The sequence below is a fragment of the Ornithinimicrobium cerasi genome, from assembly GCF_003702705.1.
Classification (GTDB): domain Bacteria; phylum Actinomycetota; class Actinomycetes; order Actinomycetales; family Dermatophilaceae; genus Ornithinicoccus; species Ornithinicoccus cerasi.
The window spans coordinates 1-13,331 of record NZ_QZMN01000006.1 but is presented as its reverse complement, the minus strand read 5'-3'; the positions used below and the strand labels follow the sequence as shown (position 1 = coordinate 13,331).

Here is a 13,331-nt window from a genome sequence, read left to right as displayed (position 1 = left end):
CTCTGGGGTATTCCGTCCCTCCCCGGGGGACGCTCTCCCACGGGACGGTCGGGTGGCTCAGCCGCCCGACACGAGCCCCCGAGACCCCAGCGCCCTCTCCGGCGTCAGCCGGATCACCACCCGCCGGGGGTTGACGCGGGGGACGCGGTACCGAGCGGCGTAGAGCTCCTCCGCGAGGCGCACCGCCGCCGGCTCGCGCTCGACCTCCGCCCGGCCGGCAAGGCTCAGCCAGCGCGGACCGTCCACCTGCGCGACCGTCGCCCGAGGGTCCCGCTCGACGTTGCGCACCTTCTGGCTGCCGTCGCTGGTGATGACCCGGACGACGCCGTCCACGAGCGTGAAGCCGACCGCCACGACGTGGACCAGCCCGTCCGGCCCGAGCGTCGACAGCGTCGCCAGGTGCCGCTCGGCGACGAACGCGGCCCCCGCCTCCGACAGGTCCGCCGTCACGGGACAAACTCGCAGAAGCTCTCGTAGTGGTCGTCGGTGTAGTACCAGACCTCGGGGTCGTCCGCCCCGCCGCCGGTGACGATCCGGCGCGCCCCGCGGTGGTCCAGGCCCGGCGTCTCCACGGTGAACTCCCGGTAGTAGCCGCGCGACTCGCCCGGCAGGTAGCCCTCGTAGTTGCCGAACGTCGACCCGTCCTTTCCCGGGAACTCGAACGGGCCGCCCGCCTCCACGTCGTCGGCGACCTCCTCCAGCTCGGGGGGCAGCACGTCGTCGCGGCAGGCGTCGACGTCGTCCCAGTCGCGGGTGTCCGTGCCGGCCGGTCCGCCGTCGCCCTCGTCCGCGGGGTATGCCGTGCGGCCCGGCTCCGCGGGGGTCGTCCCGGTGTCCGACGCCGTCGGCGTGGCCGACGTCGGAGCGGTCGTCGGCTCCGCCCCGGGACCGGTCGTGCCGTCCTGCAGGCCGAGGTTCGAGGCGGCGAGCCACAGCACCACCAGCACGCACACCACCATCAGCCCGATCGCCACCGGCCGGCTCACCCTCATCGGTCCTCCTCCGTCGGCCGCCCCAGGCGGGCCTCGCCCAGCGCCACGACCGTGAGGTCGTCGGCGTCGTCCAGGATCTCGCCGAGGATCCACCAGGCACGGCCGTCGTGGGCCGCGAGGCGGTCGGCGTCCTCCCACAGCAGGGCGACCCGGTCCGAGCCCCAGATCTGCGGCAGGTCGCGCAGGGTGTCGGCCATCGCGTCGAGGTTGGACCCGGCGACGCCGGGGAGCCGGAGCGCCCGGGCGAGCTCCGCCTGGGTCTGCCGCAGGTCCGCCGCAGCGGGCGTGACCGCTGACGCGACGGCATACCCTGCGTCCTGGAGGTGCGTGCGGACGGCGTCGAGCCGGTCCGCGGGGACGAGGATCACCGGTCGCCCTCCACCGAGGCCAGGTACTGCCGGGCCAGGGTCTTCGGCGCGCGGACCAGCCAGGACTCGACCATGACCTCGGCGAGCTCGTCGACCGGGATCTGGGCCAGACGCACCAGGATCATCCGCGAGCGGGCGAAGTGGGGGGTGGTGAGGAAGTGGCCGGAGTCGTCGGCCGCGAGCCGCAGCTTGGCCTCCTCGTCCTCGACGTGGAGGACCACCAGCCCGGTGAGCCGCTCCCCGTCCTCGTCCACGGCGTCCGGCCGGGGCGCGCGGTCGAGGACGAACCACGCGCCGCGCACCCCGAAGGCCGGCCGGCCCCAGGCCGTGGTCGGCTCGGTCTCGGGGAGCCCGAGGGCGATCCGCTCGACGTCCGCCCAGGTCGCCATCAGCCCACGTGGTCCACGAGGCGGGCGGCCAGACCGGTGTAGGAGGCCGGGGTCAGGGCCACGAGCCGCGCCTCCTCCTCGGCGGGCAGCCCGAGCCCGCGCACGAAGTCGACCAGCTCCGCCTGCCCGATCCGGCGGCCGCGGGTCAGCTCCTTGAGCCGTTCGTAGGGGTTGGTCATGCCCGGGACACCGCGCGCCGCGAGCGCCCGCATCACCGACTGCACCGGCTCGGCCAGGACCTCCCAGTTGGCGTCGAGGTCGCGCGCCATGGCCTCCGGCACGGCGTCGAGACCGGCGAGCCCGCGTGAGACGTTGTCGAGCGCCAGCAGGCTGTGCCCCAGGGCGGTGCCGATGTTGCGCTGCATCGAGGAGTCGGTGAGGTCGCGCTGCAGCCGGCTCGTCACCAGGGTCGAGGCAAGCACGTCGAGGAGGGCGTTGCTGACCTCGAGGTTGGCCTCGGCGTTCTCGAACCGGATCGGGTTGACCTTGTGCGGCATCGTGCTGGAGCCGACGGTGCCCTGACCGCGGACCTGGGCGAAGTAGCCCATCGAGATGTAGGTCCAGACGTCGGTCGCGAGGTTGTGCAGCACCCGGTTGAACCTCGCGACGTCGGCGTAGAGCTCGGCCTGCCAGTCGTGGCTCTCGATCTGGGTGGTGAGCGGGTTCCAGGTGAGCCCGAGGCGCTCGACGAAGGTGCGGCTGACCTCCTGCCAGTCGGCCTCCGGGACCGCCACGACGTGCGCGCCGTACGTGCCGGTCGCCCCGTTGAGCTTGCCCAGGTATGCCGCGCCGCCCACCCGGTCGAGCTGCCGGGTCAGCCGCCAGGCCAGGACCGCCAGCTCCTTGCCCATCGTCGTGGGGGTCGCGGGCTGGCCGTGGGTGTGGGCGAGCAGCGGCACCTCGGCGAGCTCGCGCGCCATACCCGAGAGCTGGTCGACGAGGGCGCGGGCCCGCGGCAGCCAGACCTCGGTGACCGCCCCCTGGACCATGAGCGCGTAGGAGGTGTTGTTGACGTCCTCGCTCGTGCAGGCGAAGTGGACGAGCTCGGCGAGGCGCTCCGTGCGGTCGCTCTCGCCGTCGAGGATCTCGGCGAGGCGGCGGCGCAGGTAGTACTCGACGGCCTTGACGTCGTGCACCGTCTCGGCCTCGATCTCGCGCAGCTCGGTGATCGCCGCGGCGTCGAAGTCGGGGACGAGCGCCCGCAGCGCGGCCTGCTCGTCGGCGGAGAGATGGTCGGCGCCGGGGACGACCTCGGTCGTGGTGAGGTGGATCAGCCACTCCACCTCGACGTGCAGGCGGGCCCGGTTGAGGGCGGCCTCGGAGAGGTGGTCGACGAGCGGCGCCACCGCCCCCCGGTAGCGACCGTCGAGCGCGCCGAGGGCGATCGGCGGCGTCAGCTCGGCGAGGGGTGTGCGGGCGGCGGGCAGCGGCATGTGCGCCATTGTCTCAGGCGCGGGCGGGGCTACCTCTTCACGTCGGGGTCGACGTCGTCGGCCTTGAGGTAGTCGTCGGTCACCCGGTCCCGGTGGTCGCGGGCCACCTGGGTCGCCTCGTCGGCGTCGTGCCGCAGCCTCTCGGCGCGCTGCTCGGCCTCGCGGGCCTTGCCCTGCAGCTCGCGGGCGCGTTCCTCGGCCCCGGAGACGTACCCCTCGCCACCCTGCGCACGCTCGCGCAACGACGCGGCCTCGACCCGTGCGGCCTCCTGCTTCTTGCGGCGCTGCGCCATCAGGACGGCGGCGACGATCGCGATCAGGACGACGGCGGCGATGACCCACCAGATCCAGTCGTTGTTCTCACCCATGTGACCTCCTCGGTCGGAAGACTGCTGCCCCCAACCTAGGCCCGGGCCGTCGCCAGCTCCACCGGAAGGACGCCCGGTGCGTCGGCTGAGGTGACCGGCACCGGTCGCAGCTCGACGGGGTCCCACCCGGCGAGGTCGTCGGGCCGGTGGCTCACCATGAGGTGCGTCCTCCTCGCGCCCGCGGCGAGGAGCCCGCCCAGGGCGCGTCCGGCTGTCGCGTCGTCCAGGTGCGCGGCGGGCTCGTCCAGGAGCACGACCGGTCGACCGGAGAGCACGGCCCTGGCCATCGACAACCGGGCGCGCTCGCCGCCCGACAACCCGGTGAGGGTCGTGCCGAGGCCGGCCGGCAACGTCGCGAGCCAGTGCCCGAGGTCCACGGCCAGCAGCGCGGCGAGCAGGTCCTCGTCGTCCGCGTCGGGGCGCGCGAGGAGCAGGTTGGCGCGCACCGACCCGGCGAAGGCGTGCGGCTCGTCGTCCACCACGGCGATGCGTGACCGCGTGGCCTCCAGGTCGAGGTCGACGGCGTCCTGACCGTCGACGGCATACCGGCCGCACAGCGGGTCGAGGTGTCGCGCGAGGACGGCCAGCGCGGTGGACTTGCCGACCCCGTTGGGGCCGGTGAGCGCCAGGCGGCACCCCGGTTGCAGCGTCAGGTCGAGCGGGGCGAGGTCGAGGGTATGCCGTGCCGCCCGGCTCTCCTCGCCCCACGCCGCGCCCACCGCGTCGAGCACGAGCCGGGGCACGGCCGTCCCGGCCGGCGAGCCCGTCCCGCGACCGTGCACGGCGGGGGAGCGGCCGAGCACCGCCGCGAGCCGGTCGGCCGACGCCCGGGCCCGGGCCGCGGCCCCGGCGATGTCCGCCGTGCCGACCCAGGTGTCGGCCAGCGCCATCGGGACGAGGGCGACGAGGGCGGCGTACGGCCCGGTCAGCTCGCCGGCGGACCGGGCCTGCCAGGCGAGGACGGCGACCGCGGCCGCCGTGCCGGCGACGACGGCCCACAGCGCGGCGATGACCAGCGCCCTCGCGCGGATCAGACCGGCCTCGGCCCGCTGGTGCCGCTGCTCGGCGCGGTCGATGCCGGCCAGCACGGCGTCCGGGTCGGCGGTGGTGCCGGTCACCGCCTGGACGGCCAGCAACCGGCCGGTCAGCGCGGTGGTGCGCTGCTGCACCTCGCTGCGGGCCAGGACGGCGGCGCGCTGGGAGGTGCGCTCCACGGCATACCCGGTGAGGGCGAGGAGCGCGGTGGTGAGGGCGCCGACCGTGATGACGAGACCGGCCGCCGGGAGGTGCCAGGCCGCGAGCGCGGCGCCCACCGCGGTGGCGAGCAGGGCGGACCAGGCGGGGACCGTGACCCGCACCTGCGCGTCGACCACGTCGTCGAGGTCGCGGACGACCGCGGTGAGCACGTCCCCGCGGCTGCGGCGGCCGAGGCGGGCCGGGGTGAGCGGGACGAGCCGGGCGAAGACGTCGGCGCGGCGGGTGGCGAGGTCCTCCAGCGCGACGTCGTGGGAGATGACGCGCTCGGCGTAGCGCAGGACGGGACGGAAGATGCCGAAGGCGCGCACTCCGACGATCGCGACCATGAGCATCAGGACGACCGGCATCGTGGAGGCCTCGACGATGAGCCAGCCCGAGGTGGCCGTGAGCGCGACACCGCAGGAGACGGAGCCGCCGCCGAGGAGGCACGCGAGGACCAGGCCGCGCCGGCCGCCCGGGAGGATGATCGGCTCCACGACACCGGGGGTGGGCTGCCCGGGGGTGGGGTGCGCAGGGGCGTCGACCTGATGCCTGTGCCCGGCTGTCGTGTCACGGTGGTCGTCTAGGCGTTCGTCGTGACACGACAGCGCCGCACAGGCATCGGTGGCGGCGGCCGGAGCGGCAGGGAGGGGCGCGGGCTCGAGCTGCCAGCGGTCGTCGCCGTGGGCCGCGAGCACCGGGTCGTGGGTGACGACGACCACGCGGCGCGTGCGGGCGAGCTCGAGGATCACCTCGTGCAGGGCGGGGACCGCACCGGCCGCCACGTTGGCGGTGGGCTCGTCGAGGAGAACCAGCGGGGTTCGCGACAGGGTCGCACGGGCGAGGGCCAGCCGCGCCCGCTGGCCCGCCGAGAGGCCGAAGCCGTCGTCGCCGAGGAGGGTGTCCGGGCCCTCGCGGGCGGCGAGCGCGTCCCGGAGCCCTACCCGCTCCAGCGCCCGCGTCATCGCTGCGTCGTCGGCACCGCCGTCGACGAGAGCGAGGTTGTCGCGGACGGTCCCGGGGAGCAGCACGGGGCGCTGGGCGGCGAGGTGGGCGGGAGGTGCCGTCACCGTCCCCGTCGTCGGCCGGCGCAGCCCGGCGAGCAGCTCCAGGACCGTCGTCTTGCCCGCTCCCGAGGGGCCGGTGAGCACGGTGAGGCCGGGACCGCCAGGGGTGCTGAGGCTGACGTCGACCACCGTGCGCTCGCGACCGGGGTGCGCGTAGCCGACCGCGTGCAGGCCCACCGGCCCGGGGTGTCCGTCCGGGCCCGTCGGTGCGTCCGTGCGGACCCCCCGGTCCGTCCGCGCCGACCCGTCGGTCGGGAGGGTGCCGTCGGCGGCGAGCGCCTCCAGCACCGCCGCCCCGTCGGCCGCGTTGTGGAACTCCGCCCCGACCCGACGCACCGGCCAGTAGGCCTCCGGCGCCAGCAGGATCGCGGTCAGCGCGACGGTGAGGTCCATCGCGCCGTAGGCGAGCCGCAGGCCGACCGCCACCGCGACCATCGCCACCGAGATCGTGGCGAGCAGCTCGAGGGCGGCGGTCGACAGGAAGGCCGTCCGCAGGGTGCGCACCGTCGCCTCCCGGTGCCGTTCGCCGACCTCGCGCACGACCTGCACCTGGGCCCGCGCCCGCCCGTAGGCCACCAGCGTCGGGAGGCCGCGCACCACGTCGAGGAAGTGCCCGGACAGCAGCGCCATCGCGCCCCACCGGCGGTCCGTCTGCTCCTGGGTGTGCAGCCCGATGAGCGCCGCGAAGACCGGCAGGAGCGGCAGGGTGAGCACGACGACGAGGGCGCTCCACGGGTCCACCACGACCAGCGCCAGCACCGCCAGTGCCGGCACGACGGCGGCGGTGACGAGCGCCGGCAGGTAGCGGGCGACGTACGGCTCGACCGCCGACACGCCCTCACCGGCCCGGGTGACGGCCACCTCCTCCGGCGGCCGGTCCTCGACGGGACGGCCGAGCCACCGCCGCAGCACCGCCAGCCGGACGACGGCGGCCACGCGCAGACCGGCCCGGCGCGCGGCATACTCCGACAGCGCCGCGAGCACCCCGCGGAGGGCGAGCAGCCCGACCAGCCAGACCAGGGCCGGCGCGAGCGGGGCGCCGGACACCACCCGGGCGACCACCACCGCCAGCGCGACCGCCTGGCCGATGGCGGCGACGCCGGAGAGCACGCCGACGCCGGACAGCAGCGCCACCGGGAGCCGCGTCTGCGGGAGTGCGCGCAGGAGGGCGGGGTCGAACGGTCTCATCGGGTATGCCGTGGCTCAGCTCGCGCCGACCCGGCGCCGCGTCTCCTCGGTCACCGCGGCAGGGTGCACCTCGGTGGGGATGTGGTGGCCGGAGATGCGCCGACGGAACGTCCAGTACGTCCACGACTGGTAGAGCAGCACGATCGGGGTGAAGACGACCGCGACGACCGTCATGATGCCCAGCGTCTTCTGCGAGGACGCCGCGTTCTCCACGGTGAGCGACCACGCCGGGTCCAGCGAGGAGGGCATGACGTCCGGGAAGAGCGCGACGAACAGCGACGCGGTCGCCAGCCCGATCGTGGCGAACGTGCCGGTGAACGCCCAGCCCTCCCGACCCGCACGGGCGGCGGCCAGGCCGGCCAGGAGCGCGACGGCGGCCAGCCCGGCGAGCACCCACGAGACCGCGGTGCCGGTCGAGGCGTGGACGATCCACAGCCACGCCACGGCCAGCGCCGCGGCGAGCACGCCGAGCCGCAGGCCGAGCGCCCGCGCGTCGTGCCGCAGCTGCCCGTCGGTCTTGAGGGCGACGAAGAGTGCGCCGTGGGTGAGGAAGAGGGTGAGCGTGACGAGCCCGCCCAGCAGGGCGACGGGGTTGAGCAGGTTCCAGAACCCTCCGACGTACTCCATCTCCGCGTCGATCGGCACGCCGCGGACGATGTTGGTGAAGGCCACGCCCCACAGCAGCGCCGGCACCGCCGACCCGGCGACGACCATGAGGTCCATCCGGCGGCGCCAGCGTGTGGAGTCGACCTTGCCGCGGTACTCCAGCCCGATCCCGCGCACGATGAGCGCGACGAGGATGAGCAGCAGCGGCAGGTAGAAGCCGGAGAACAGGGTGGCGTACCAGTGCGGGAAGGCGGCGAACGTCGCGCCGCCCGCGGTCAGCAGCCAGACCTCGTTGCCGTCCCAGAACGGACCGATGGCGCCGAGCATCTGCCGCCGCCGCGTCTCCCCGGTGACGCTCCCGTCGGCCGTGTCCCGGCCGAGCACGGGCAGCAGCGCGCCGACCCCGTAGTCGAAGCCCTCGAGGACGAAGTAGCCGATCCACAGCACGGCGATGAGGACGAACCAGATCGTGGTGAGTTCCATTGCACAGTTCCTTCGCGGGTAGGCCTGTCGGCTGTCGGCGGGGGCTCAGTAGGTGAAGAGGAACGCGTCGTCGTCGGAGCGGTGCGCGGGGTCGAAGGAGGGGTCCTCCGGCACCTGCTCCGCACCCGCGCGGCCGTAGCGCAGCGTCAGCCCGACCTCGACGACGGCGAGCGCGCCGTAGAGCAGGGTGAAGACGACCATCGAGGTGAGGACCTCCCCGGTCGTCGTGCCGGGGGAGACGCCGGTCTGGGTCGTCATGAGGCCCATGACGAGCCACGGCTGGCGACCCATCTCGGTGAAGATCCAGCCGAAGCTGTTGGCCAGCAGCGGCATGAACAGGACCAGCGCCCCGGCCCAGGCCCACATCCGGTGGCCCTCGAGGCGGCTCTCCCCGGTCCTCGACCCCGTGCCCCGCAGGGCCCAGAGCACGGCCGCGGCGATCGCCATCCCCGCGAAACCCAGCCCCATCATGAGGCGGAAGCTCCAGTAGGTGACCGGGACGACCGGCCGGTAGTCCTCCGCCGCGGTGAGCTCGGACCCGGCGTAGGTGAGCTCGTACCGCTCCTGGACGTGGTCGATCCCCTCGACCGCACCCTCGAGCGAACCGGTGGCCAGGTAGGAGAGCAGCTTGGGCACCGTCAGCGCCCAGACCTCCTCGCGCCCGTCCAGGGTCCCGACGGTGATGATCGAGAACGGCGCGCCGACGCCCTCGGGCACGTCCTCGTAGAGGCCCTCGGCGGCGGCCATCTTCATCGGCTGCACCTCGGTCATCACCTTGCCCTGGACGTCGCCGGAGCCGATGACGACCAGGGAGGCGACGAGCACGGTCCAGGCGCCGAGCTTGGCGGCCTTGCGGTACATCGGCTTGTCGACCGCCGGGGTCCCGGTGCGCCACAGGTGCCAGATGGCGAAGGCGAGGACGAACGCACCGCCCGTCATGTATGCCGCCGCGACGACGTGCGGGAACGTGACCAGCTGCACGGGGTTGGTGAGGACGGCGAGGAAGTCGGTCAGCTCCGCACGGCCGTTGGTCTCGTTGATCGTGTAGCCGACGGGGTTCTGCATGAAGGAGTTCGCGGCCAGGATGAAGTACGCCGACAGGACCGTGCCGACGTGCACGAGCCAGATGAAGGACAGGTGAAGCTTCTCGGGGATGCGTCCCCAGCCGAAGAGCCACAGGCCGAGGAAGGTGGACTCGAGGAAGAACGCCAGGAGAGCCTCGATGGCCAGGGGCGCGCCGAAGATGTCACCGACGAAGCGGGAGTAGTCCGACCAGTTCATCCCGAACTGGAACTCCTGCACGATGCCGGTCACCAGGCCGAGCGCGAAGTTGATCATGAAGAGCTTGCCGAAGAACTTGGTCAGCCGCAGCCACTGCGGGTCGCGCGTCCGCATCCACCGCGTCTGCATCACCGCGACGAGGAGGCTCAGGCCGATCGTGATCGGGACGAAGAAGAAGTGGTAGACGGTCGTGATGCCGAACTGCCAGCGTGCCAGGTCCAGGGCGTCCAACGGGTCCTCCCCCAATGACGACGGGATGGTGCGTACTACGTGCCGTCGTAACGATAGCGGGAGATTCCTCTAAAACCCCAGGCCGGGGACGGTGGTGTGACCGACCCGACACCGGGCGGGGTCAGGAACCCCACAGAGCCAGGGCGAGCAGCACCACGGGCAGGGCGAGCACGGCCGAGCTGAGGACGGGGAGCCCGTGGCGCAACCAGGCCGGCGCGGGATCGGCGGCGAGGGCAGCCAGACGGCGACGCACCTGGCGCGCGCTCCCCGGTGTGACGAGCGCGACCAGCGCCCGGCCGACGGTCGCGGCACCGACCCGACGGGCCGCCCCGCGGTCGGCGAGCAGCTCCCCCAGCAGACGCACCTCCGCCAGGGCCGAGCCGGCCCGGACGGGCTCGGGCACCGCCTCGTGCAGCACCTGGAAGAGCTCCAGGACCAGGTCGTGACGCTGCCGCAGGTGGGCGTGCTCGTGCGCGAGCACGGCCCCGAGCTCCTCGTCGCCCAGCCGGTCCAGCGCGGCCCGGCTCAGCACGATCCGGTCCCGGCGTCCGGGGAGGCAGTATGCCGTGGGGTCGGCCTGGGGGAGGACGCTCACCTTGCCGTGCCGGGCCGCGGGTGCCGGGGAGGGCGCGTCACCGTCCTCGGCGAGGGGCAGGCGCTCGCCGACCAGGTCGACGAGGGCGCGGTGCTCGGCACGCATCCGGCGCAGCTCGGTGCCCACCGTGTGACCGGACCAGAGCAGCCTGGCCAGCATGAGGCCCGACAGGATGAGGGCCGCGAGCAGGAGGCGGGGGTAGTCGGTGCCGAGGGTGGCCGCCGCGACGGGGGCGGCGGACAGGGCGAAGGCGACGCCGGCCAGGCTGACGGACTGCCACAGGAACAGCCCCTGGGCGGGCACGGTCCGCAGCCGCTCCCACCGGGCGAGGGCGTGCGGGGCGACGAGAGTGAGCAGCAGCGCCCCGACGATCAGCGCCGCGGTGACCAGGGCCCCGGCCACGCCGGGTCAGCCGTGGCGGCGCTCGACCTCGACCAGGGCGGCGCGCAGGTCGTCGATCTCACCGGGGGAGGCGTCGTCGAGGAAGTGCATCATGGCCAGCCGCCGGTCGGCCTGGACGTTGTCGAGCGTGGAGCGCAGAGCGGTCGCGGCCAGCTCCTCGCGGGAGGCGGCGGCGGTGTAGCGCCACGCGCGCCCGTCCCGGGTGCGCTGGGCGATGCTCTTCTTGGCCAGCCGGTCCAGGACGGTCATCACCGTCGTGTAGGCCAGCTCCTTCTTCCCGCTGCCGTGCATGTGCTCCATGACGTCGCGCACCGACAGGTCAGGGCCGTGCGACCAGAGCGTGTCCATGACGACGCGCTCGAGGTCACCGAGGGAGTTCGTCCGGAGTCTCATAACGAATGAGTCTACGCCCCTGTGTCGTAGTTGACGAGTTGACGGGATTGGTGGACCGGTCCCTCCTCGCTCAGGCCGGGTAGCCGTCGGGGTTCGCCTGCTGCCACCGCCACGTGTCGGCGCACATGTCGTCCACGGTGCGCGTCGTGCCCCATCCCAGCTCCTGCTCCGCGAGCGTGGGGTCGGCGTAGGAGACCGCCACGTCACCGGGCCGCCGCGCCACCACCTCGAAGGGTATGGCGCGCCCGCTGGCCCGCTCGAAGGCCCGCACCAGCTCCAGCACCGACGTCCCCTCGCCCGACCCCAGGTTCCACACCGACAGCGGCCGGTCGTGCGAGCCGATCCACTCCAGGGCCGCGACGTGACCGGCGGCGAGGTCCTCGACGTGGATGTAGTCGCGCACCCCGGTGCCGTCCGGGGTGTCGTAGTCGTCGCCGAAGACCGCCAGCCGCTCCCGGCGCCCCACGGCGACCTGCGCGATGTAGGGCATCAGGTTGTTCGGGACGTCCGAGGGATCCTCCCCGATCCGGCCGCTGGGGTGCGCGCCGACCGGGTTGAAGTAGCGCAGCAGAGCGACCCGCAGCTGGGGGTTGGCCGCGACGACGTCGCGCAGGATCTGCTCGCTCATCACCTTGCTCCACCCGTAGGGGTTCGTCGCGGAGGTCGGCAGGTCCTCGGTCATCGGGACCGGCGCGTGCGCGCCATACACGGTGGCCGAGGAGGAGAAGACGAGGTGCGGTATGCCGTGGCGCAGCATCGCGTCGACCACCTGCAGGGTGGAGAAGACGTTGTTGCGGTAGTAGTCCACCGGGCGGGCCACGGACTCCCCGACGGCCTTGAAGGCGGCGAAGTGGACGACGGCGTCGACCGGCGCGGCAGGGTCGCCCAGCAGCGCGTCGAGGCGCCCGCCGTCGGCGACGTCGAACGCGTGCACCGGCACGGGCCGACCGGCCAGCTCCTCGAGCCGGTCGACCACCGCCGGGCGGGCGTTGCTGAAGTCGTCGACGACGATCACGTCGTGGCCGGCAGACAGCAGCTGCAGGACCGTGTGGGAACCGATGTAGCCGGCGCCGCCGGTGACGAGGACACGCATGTCCTCAGCCTAGGTGCCTCACTCCGGCTCGGGGGTCGGCTCCTGCCCGACGGCCTCGGAGAGCTCGTCGAGGTAGGCGTCGACGGGGGCCTCCTCGTAGCCCCTGCTCAGCCGGGTGCCGGCGAAGGTCGCCCGGGCGATCTCGGGCGCGGGCTGGCCGGTGCGGACCGCCTCGAAGACGCCGTCGATGAGCTCGTCGACCTGCTCGCGGTCGTAGCCGCGGCGCACCCGGGTGGTCGGGAACTCCTCCGGCTCGGGGAGGTCGGTCTCGCCCACTCCGTCCGGCACCGGGACGGTGGGCGTGTCGTCGGTACTCATGACGTCCATGGTGGCACCGACCGGGCCCGTCCGGCCACAGGTCGGCAAGTCAGGCCGGTCCGCGTCGCCTCCCGTCGTGCAGCTCCAGCACCTGGTCCGCCCGCCCGATGAGCACCGGGTCGTGGGTCGAGACGACCGAGGCGATGCCCCGGCTGTGGGTGAGGTCGACCAGCAGGTCCATGATCGTCCCGGCCGTCTCGGAGTCGAGCTGCCCGGTCGGCTCGTCGGCGATGAGGATGTCGGGCCTCGCCACGAGCGCGCGGGCGATGCCGACCCGCTGCTGCTGGCCGCCGGAGAGCTCGTAGGGACGCTGCCCGACGTGCCGCGCCAGGCCGACGAGCTCCAGCACCTCCGCGACCCGCGCGGCGCGCTCGCCGGGCGCGACCCGCTGCAGCCGCAGCGGCACCTCCACGTTCTCCGCGGCGGAGAGCACCGGCACCAGGCCGAAGCTCTGGAAGACGTAGCCGATCCGCTCCCTGCGGACGGCGAGCACCTCCCGCTCGGGCAGCGCGGAGAGCACCCGTCCGTCGTCGAGAAGCACCTCGCCGGAGGTCGGCCGGTCCAGTCCGCCGAGCAGGTTGAGCAAGGTGGTCTTGCCCGACCCCGAGGGGCCGCGGACGACCGTGAGCCGCCCCGCCGGCACCTCGAGCGAGACCCCGGCCAGGGCGTGCACCTCTGTCGCACCCGTGCCGAAGGTCCGGTGCAGGTCGCGCGCCGCGAGCACCGTCACCCCTGTCGCGGGCCGGGTCCGCTCGTCGGTGTATGACGTGGGCTCGCTCACTGGTCTACCTTCCTGGTGTCAGCGTTCTCCGATAGAGCGTTGATGCACCCGAGGTGCCACCAGGCCATCGCCCTGCTCGCTCGACACGGTTGAGGTCCACGATGAGA

The 13,331-nt window shown here is 73.8% G+C and carries 14 protein-coding genes; all 14 read right to left on the bottom strand.

All coding sequences use genetic code 11. The features are described 5' to 3' along the window. Window positions 1-57 precede the first annotated feature (57 nt). Window positions 58-450, bottom strand: a complete 393-nt coding sequence (locus D4B81_RS08090; protein WP_122261938.1) for a PPOX class F420-dependent oxidoreductase — start codon at window positions 448-450, stop codon at window positions 58-60. Beyond that, on the bottom strand, window positions 447-992 hold the full coding sequence (locus D4B81_RS08085) for a guanyl-specific ribonuclease (RefSeq protein WP_237565896.1): 546 nt from the start codon (window positions 990-992) through the stop codon (window positions 447-449). Before D4B81_RS08085 ends, D4B81_RS08090 begins: the two co-directional genes overlap by 4 nt. After that, window positions 989-1,360, bottom strand: coding sequence for a barstar family protein (locus tag D4B81_RS08080; protein WP_161965046.1), 372 nt, complete (start codon window positions 1,358-1,360; stop codon window positions 989-991). The genes D4B81_RS08085 and D4B81_RS08080 overlap by 4 nt, the downstream gene beginning before the upstream one ends. Beyond that, window positions 1,357-1,749 (bottom strand): MmcQ/YjbR family DNA-binding protein, encoded by a 393-nt coding sequence (locus tag D4B81_RS08075; RefSeq protein WP_122261937.1) that lies wholly within the window; start codon window positions 1,747-1,749, stop codon window positions 1,357-1,359. The genes D4B81_RS08080 and D4B81_RS08075 overlap by 4 nt, the downstream gene beginning before the upstream one ends. After that, complete coding sequence (gene purB / locus D4B81_RS08070; RefSeq protein WP_122262123.1) at window positions 1,749-3,182, bottom strand: adenylosuccinate lyase; 1,434 nt, start codon at window positions 3,180-3,182, stop codon at window positions 1,749-1,751. The genes D4B81_RS08075 and purB overlap by 1 nt, the downstream gene beginning before the upstream one ends. A gap of 29 nt (window positions 3,183-3,211) precedes the next feature. Beyond that, window positions 3,212-3,550, bottom strand: coding sequence for a hypothetical protein (locus D4B81_RS08065; protein WP_122261936.1), 339 nt, complete (start codon window positions 3,548-3,550; stop codon window positions 3,212-3,214). A 35-nt stretch (window positions 3,551-3,585) separates the two neighbouring features. Further along, the gene (gene cydD, locus D4B81_RS08060; protein WP_122261935.1) at window positions 3,586-7,041 is read right to left on the bottom strand and encodes a thiol reductant ABC exporter subunit CydD; all 3,456 of its coding nucleotides are present in this window, start codon (window positions 7,039-7,041) and stop codon (window positions 3,586-3,588) included. A 15-nt stretch (window positions 7,042-7,056) separates the two neighbouring features. Further along, the gene (gene cydB, locus D4B81_RS08055; RefSeq protein WP_122261934.1) at window positions 7,057-8,130 is read right to left on the bottom strand and encodes a cytochrome d ubiquinol oxidase subunit II; all 1,074 of its coding nucleotides are present in this window, start codon (window positions 8,128-8,130) and stop codon (window positions 7,057-7,059) included. 45 nt (window positions 8,131-8,175) lie between these two features. Further along, the gene (locus D4B81_RS08050; RefSeq protein ID WP_122261933.1) at window positions 8,176-9,642 is read right to left on the bottom strand and encodes a cytochrome ubiquinol oxidase subunit I; all 1,467 of its coding nucleotides are present in this window, start codon (window positions 9,640-9,642) and stop codon (window positions 8,176-8,178) included. A gap of 121 nt (window positions 9,643-9,763) precedes the next feature. Further along, on the bottom strand, window positions 9,764-10,639 hold the full coding sequence (locus D4B81_RS08045) for a M56 family metallopeptidase (RefSeq protein ID WP_122261932.1): 876 nt from the start codon (window positions 10,637-10,639) through the stop codon (window positions 9,764-9,766). A gap of 6 nt (window positions 10,640-10,645) precedes the next feature. Continuing rightward, window positions 10,646-11,032 (bottom strand): BlaI/MecI/CopY family transcriptional regulator, encoded by a 387-nt coding sequence (locus tag D4B81_RS08040; RefSeq protein WP_097189015.1) that lies wholly within the window; start codon window positions 11,030-11,032, stop codon window positions 10,646-10,648. A gap of 70 nt (window positions 11,033-11,102) precedes the next feature. Continuing rightward, window positions 11,103-12,125 carry a UDP-glucose 4-epimerase GalE gene (gene galE / locus D4B81_RS08035; RefSeq protein WP_122261931.1) on the bottom strand — a complete coding sequence of 341 codons (1,023 nt, stop codon included), beginning with the start codon at window positions 12,123-12,125 and terminating at the stop codon, window positions 11,103-11,105. A gap of 18 nt (window positions 12,126-12,143) precedes the next feature. Next, window positions 12,144-12,443 carry a DivIVA domain-containing protein gene (locus D4B81_RS08030; protein WP_161965045.1) on the bottom strand — a complete coding sequence of 100 codons (300 nt, stop codon included), beginning with the start codon at window positions 12,441-12,443 and terminating at the stop codon, window positions 12,144-12,146. Window positions 12,444-12,492: 49 nt separating this feature from the next. Further along, the gene (locus D4B81_RS08025) at window positions 12,493-13,224 is read right to left on the bottom strand and encodes an ABC transporter ATP-binding protein (protein ID WP_122261929.1); all 732 of its coding nucleotides are present in this window, start codon (window positions 13,222-13,224) and stop codon (window positions 12,493-12,495) included. Window positions 13,225-13,331: the final 107 nt, after the last annotated feature.